This window comes from Streptomyces sp. NPDC058964 (assembly GCF_042741275.1).
Taxonomy (GTDB): domain Bacteria; phylum Actinomycetota; class Actinomycetes; order Streptomycetales; family Streptomycetaceae; genus Streptomyces.
In genome coordinates, this window is sequence record NZ_JBHYKH010000608.1 from 1 (window position 1) to 4,996 (window position 4,996).

A 4,996-nucleotide genomic window follows, 5' to 3' on the forward strand; every position below is an offset into this window, starting at 1 on the left:
GGCAACATTTTGTACACTTTGGGGCGCGGGGGGGGGGGGCCGTCCGGCCCCCCCCCCCCCGGCCCCATTGATCACCGCGAGTGGAGTCGGACAGCCGGCGCGGCAGCAGCGCCCGCAGAACCACGACCTCGCGCAAGGAAAACGGAGAACCCCCCATGTCCAGAATTCGCTGGCGCCGTCCGCTCGTCCTGGCAATGGCCTCGGTGGCCATCGCCACCGGCACCGCGTGTGCCGCCCAGGCATCGCCGAGTGTCACCCCAGCCGTCAGCCAGGTCGCCCCGGCCGGTCATGCCCACTGCGGTCAGGGCGGGGAGGGCGGGGAGGGCGGCAAGGGCGGGGCCCCCGGTGAGCCGGGGGAGCCCGGAAAGCCCGGTTGCTTCTCGTTCGGCGCCCTGCCCGACAAGCCGAAGTCGAAGCTCACCATCGTGGACAAGCTGCGGATCGTGCTGACCGTGGAGTCCGGGCGGGCGAAGAAGTCCGACGTCGCCAAGAAGTACAAGATCTCGGAGAAGGAGATCGACACCTGGGACAAGCAGTTCCGCGAGGGTGACTGGGCCGCGCTGGCGGACCTGAATTCTCTCTTCGGCTCCTGAAATCCATCCCGCGCACGCCCCGGATCGATAGGGGCGGGGGCGTCCGTATTAGGAAAAACGATCATGCGAATCGGAAAGGGAAATGTCATGCGCGTTCGTTCTTGGAAGGTCCGTCTCGGTCTCACTGTCTCGGCCGGCCTGACCGCCGGACTGGCGGCCGGAGCGCTGGCGCCGGCCGCGATGGCGGCGCCGATGCCGCAGAGCCATACGGCCACGACGGCTGCCACCCGGCTGCCCGCCGACGGCGCCCAGCCGGGTGGCGGCGGCAGTCTGCTCGGCAGCGGGTCGTTCGGCAGCGTCACGGTGGGCGGCGGCAGCGTCCGTCTCGGCGACCGGGTGTGCGCGGGCAACTGCAACGGGACCGTCAACGGGAGCAACGGCGGCCAGGGCGGGATCTGCGCGGGGCTCTGCCAGGGCAGCGCCAACGGCGGCACCGGAACGACCGGCGCAGCGGGCCGCGAGGGCGGCATCGGCGGCAAGGGCGGAATCTGCGCCGGGATCTGCGGCGGCAGCGCGAACGGCGGCACCGGCGGGACGGGCGGGACCGCGGTGGGCACCGGCGACGGCGGCAAGGGCGGCAAGGGCGGTACCGGCGGGATCTGCCTGGGTCTCGGCTGCGAGACCGGCGGCACGGGCGGCCGCGGCGGTACCGGCGGCAGCGGCTGACGCCGACGGCCACGGGCCGGTCGAGCCGAGGACATCGGTCCCGGACAGTTGACAGTTAAACCGGGTGGGTCCGAAGATCCGCTCACCGTCGGGCGAAGATCGGAGAGAACCGGCTATGGCGTCGCGGCTTTCGGGTGTGGTCATGGAGCGTGCCCGGCCTCTGCTGGAGCCCGGTGAACAGATACGACGGGTCGTCCTGGCGCAGGGCGGGATCAGGCCCACGGCGCAGGTGTGGATCGTCCTGCCGGGACTGCTGGCCGGGCGGATCCTGGCCGACGCGGCCGGTGCGGTCATCTGGCAGGAGGCGCTCTGGAGCGCGCTGGGCGCCATGGTGGCCGCGGTGATCGCCACCTGTCTGATCACCCGGCGCGTGCTGCTCGTCACCGATCGCAGCGTCGTCCTGCTCGAGTACGGGCGGTTCGGCGGCGTGAGGCCGGCCAGAGTGATCGCACGCCTGCCCCAGGGCACGCGGATCGGCCCGCTGTCCGGAACGTGGGCGCGCATCGAGCTGGCCGGGGAACGGCTCTGGGTCCACAAGAGGTGGCACGGCGACGCGGCCGCCTTCGAGACGCGGCTCGGGTAGCCGGCCGCCGGGTCGCCTCGTGACCTGCCGGGGGTCACCGGGTCCGGCGCGGGCGGGCCTGCCAGAGGTCGCGGAGCAGGGCGATCTCGGACACCGGCTCCCTTTGCGGTCTCGTGACTCGCCGCGGACAGGCGGTGGTTGACGGGCCGCCCACACGGGGCGCGACCGATTCCGGCGCGGTGACCGGGGCACGACCCGAGAGGGCCCCTGACCCGCGCCGAAGCGGATCGGGGGCCCGAACCGTGCCGGTGGGCTGTCAGGTCAGCCGTCGGACTCCGACGACGGGATGTAGGCGCCCGGCACGTCCTTCGGGGCGAAGATCCTGGTCTCGCCGGGGTACGGCTTCTTCCAGCCGTGCGTCTGGTACCACGTGAAGTGATTCATCTGCGCGGGGTTCGCGTAGTCGGGCACGGCGTTCGGGCCGGTCAGACGCTGCTTGGACTTCCAGGCGTCCCACAGTGCCGCGAGCTCTCGCTTGTCGGCCGGGACCTTCGACGACGGCACGGGTGCCGCACTGGGGTCCTGCGGTGCCGGGGTGTCCAGGCCGCAGGAGGGCGGGGTCTTCAGACCGTCGGTCAGCGGGGTCCGGTTGGGCAGCGCCATGAACGGCGTGTAGTCCGCGTGCCTGGTGAACGCCCCACGCATCGGGCTGGCCGCGCTGTCCTTCTGGTTCATCGGGTGGATCCCGAGGATCTGCTCGACGGTCCGGATCATCGTGATCTGCGAGTAGTAGTGGCTGTCGACCGTGCCGTGCCGGGCCCAGGGGCTGATGATCTGGATCGGCGCACGGTGGCCGTCGACGTGGTCCAGGCCGGCCTGGGAGTCGTCCTCGACGACGAAGATCGCCGAATCCTTCCAGTACTTGCTGTGCGAGATCTCCTCGACGATCCGGCCGGTCGCGAGGTCGTTGTCCGCCACCTGGGCGGCCGCGTTCGCCGGGCCACCGGTGTGGTCGCTGGAGAGCCAGAACATGTTCAGGTTCGCGGGCCCGTTCTGCTCGAAGTCACGCTTCCAGATCTCGTACCGGTAGATGTCCGGGACGCTGGTGTCGAACTTCGGGAAGCCGTGCACCGAAACGTCGTTGAGCGACGGGATCGGTGACGACGAGTCCAGGGGGTAGGCGGTGTCCTGCCCGGTCGACGCCATGTTCTTGGAGTCGCAGTACAGGTTCTGCCAGCTCGCGTCCGACGGCTTGGTCAGGAACTGCTGGAACTCGCCGAAGTCCCGCACGGACTTGCCCGCCGCCTGGGCACCGGTCCAGATGAAGCCGGTCCGCTGGTGGCCGAGAGCGTCGTCCTCGGTGTCGTAGCTGCGCGCGTACTCACCGGCCGAGGACTCGGTGTACTCCGGATCGTCGGCCTGCATAAGCCAGTTGTGCCCCTCGGCCGAGTTGGTGCCGATGTCGTACGTGTTGTCGTACAGCCCGAACTGCTCGGCCAGCGCATGCTGGTTCGGCGTCACGTTCTCGCCGAACTGCGCCAGCGACGGGTCGCCGTTGCCCTGCGCGACGTCACCGAGGACCTGGTCGTAGGTCCGGTTCTCCTTGACGAGCAGGAAGACGTGCTTGATCGTCGACGGGTCGCCGAGCCGCAGCGGGACCGGTACCGGCTTCGCCTTGCTCTTGCCCCTGGACAGTTCGACCGAGCCGCGGGTCCAGCCGTTCTGCCGGAAGACCTTGGCCGTCTGAGCCCTGATGACGCTGTCGTCCGGCAGCGTGAACCGCTGCACGCTGGAGGTCGTGTCGTGGGTGCCGTGCCCGCCGCTGGTGGTGGTACGGCGCGCGTCGACACCACGGGTGTTGGAGACCACGATCTGCTCGCCCGCGACGGCGATCTCCGCGGGGAAGTAGTCCGTCGGGAGCAGGCCGACGTAACTGACCGGCTCCTGCGGGGACTTGTAGCGGTAGACGGCGACCGCGTCGGCGCGGCCGAGCGTCACCAGCAGGTGACCGTCGTCGGTCAGCGTCACCGCGTCGGGCTCGTAGCCCACCGACGCCTCCGGCCACGGCTGCGTCGCGATCGTCTGCACGACCTTGTCGCTCGCGGTGCTGATGACCGACACGTCGTTGGTGGCGGTGTTGGTGACGAACACCGCCCCCTTCGTGGCGTACAGGGCGGTCGGGTGCAGACCGACGTCGATGCCGGCGACGGAGCCCGCCGCGTCCGACAGGTCGATGACGCTGACCGTGCCGGTGGTGGTGGCGGCGGTCTTCGGGTCGGCAGGCACCTGGGTACCGTACGAGTTGATGGTGGTGTCGCCCGCCTTCGCCGGACGCCCGCCCTCATTGCTGACGTAGAGCTTGTCGCCGACCCTGACCATGTCACGCGGCGCGTTCCCCACGGGCCAGCTCTGCTTGACCGCCCCGGTCGCCGCGTCGATGGCGACCACCCGGTTCTGGCCGTTGACCGCGGAGTACACGGTGGAGCCGTCGGGCGAGAACACCGCCTCGCCCACCAGCGCGTGCTTGGCCCCGTCCGCCGGGATCCTGACCGTCGTCGGGTTGGCGACGCTGCCGTCCGGGTTCACGGTGAACCTGGTGTAACCGTCGGTCTGGCCCAGCCACAGCTGCGAGCCGTCGGGCGAGTACGTCGGCCCCTCCTGGCCCACGCTGTTGCTGCCGATGCGCGGGTTCGACGACGCGGAGCTGCTGACGAGCTGCTGCACCTTCCAGTTCTTCAGGTCCACGATCGACAGCGCCGCCCCACCGTCGGTGACCGCAGCCGCCAGGTGGGTGCCGTCCGGGCTGACCGAGGACGACATGATCTTGCCGTTGTCGACGACGAGCCGGTCGCCGTACGGGGCGATGTACTGGTCGCTGGAGATGACCTGACCCTGATCGGTGACCTGGCCGACCTGGTCGGTGCCGAACTGGTGGGTCTGGGCGATGGCGGTGCCGGCGGCTACCAGGGCGACAGCGGTCGTGCCTGCCGCCAGCAGAGGTATCCGGCGGCCGGTGCGTCTGCCGACAAGGCTGAAGCGAGCCTTGTCGTCACGCCTGCGTCGGCGTGTTACCTGCATGGAGTCATCCCTTCGAGGTGGCGAGCAGTTGGGCGTTTGCCGGGCAAATCCAAAGCCGGGTGGGTGGGGCTCCGGGGGGGGGGGGGGCCAGGGAATTTCCCGGGAACACCATCGGGCCCGAGCCCGCGGGCCATTA

Annotated in this window: 4 protein-coding genes; 3 read left to right on the forward strand and 1 reads right to left on the reverse strand. The window is 70.3% G+C overall.

The genetic code is table 11. From position 1 onward, the window contains the following. Nucleotides 1-155: 155 nt before the first annotated feature. From ACFW2E_RS41365 to ACFW2E_RS41375, 3 genes are all read left to right on the forward strand, one after another. Nucleotides 156-593 (forward strand): helix-turn-helix domain-containing protein, encoded by a 438-nt coding sequence (locus ACFW2E_RS41365; RefSeq protein ID WP_384475647.1) that lies wholly within the window; start codon nucleotides 156-158, stop codon nucleotides 591-593. Between the two features lie 87 nt (nucleotides 594-680). Then, a complete protein-coding gene (locus ACFW2E_RS41370; protein WP_384475649.1) occupies nucleotides 681-1,259 on the forward strand; it encodes a hypothetical protein in 579 nt (192 codons plus the stop codon). 115 nt (nucleotides 1,260-1,374) lie between these two features. Next, nucleotides 1,375-1,842, forward strand: a complete 468-nt coding sequence (locus tag ACFW2E_RS41375) for a hypothetical protein (RefSeq protein ID WP_384475652.1) — start codon at nucleotides 1,375-1,377, stop codon at nucleotides 1,840-1,842. 261 nt (nucleotides 1,843-2,103) lie between these two features. Here the strand turns inward: ACFW2E_RS41375 and ACFW2E_RS41380 are convergent, their stop codons facing one another. Next, nucleotides 2,104-4,860, reverse strand: coding sequence for an alkaline phosphatase family protein (locus tag ACFW2E_RS41380; RefSeq protein ID WP_384475655.1), 2,757 nt, complete (start codon nucleotides 4,858-4,860; stop codon nucleotides 2,104-2,106). Nucleotides 4,861-4,996: the final 136 nt, after the last annotated feature.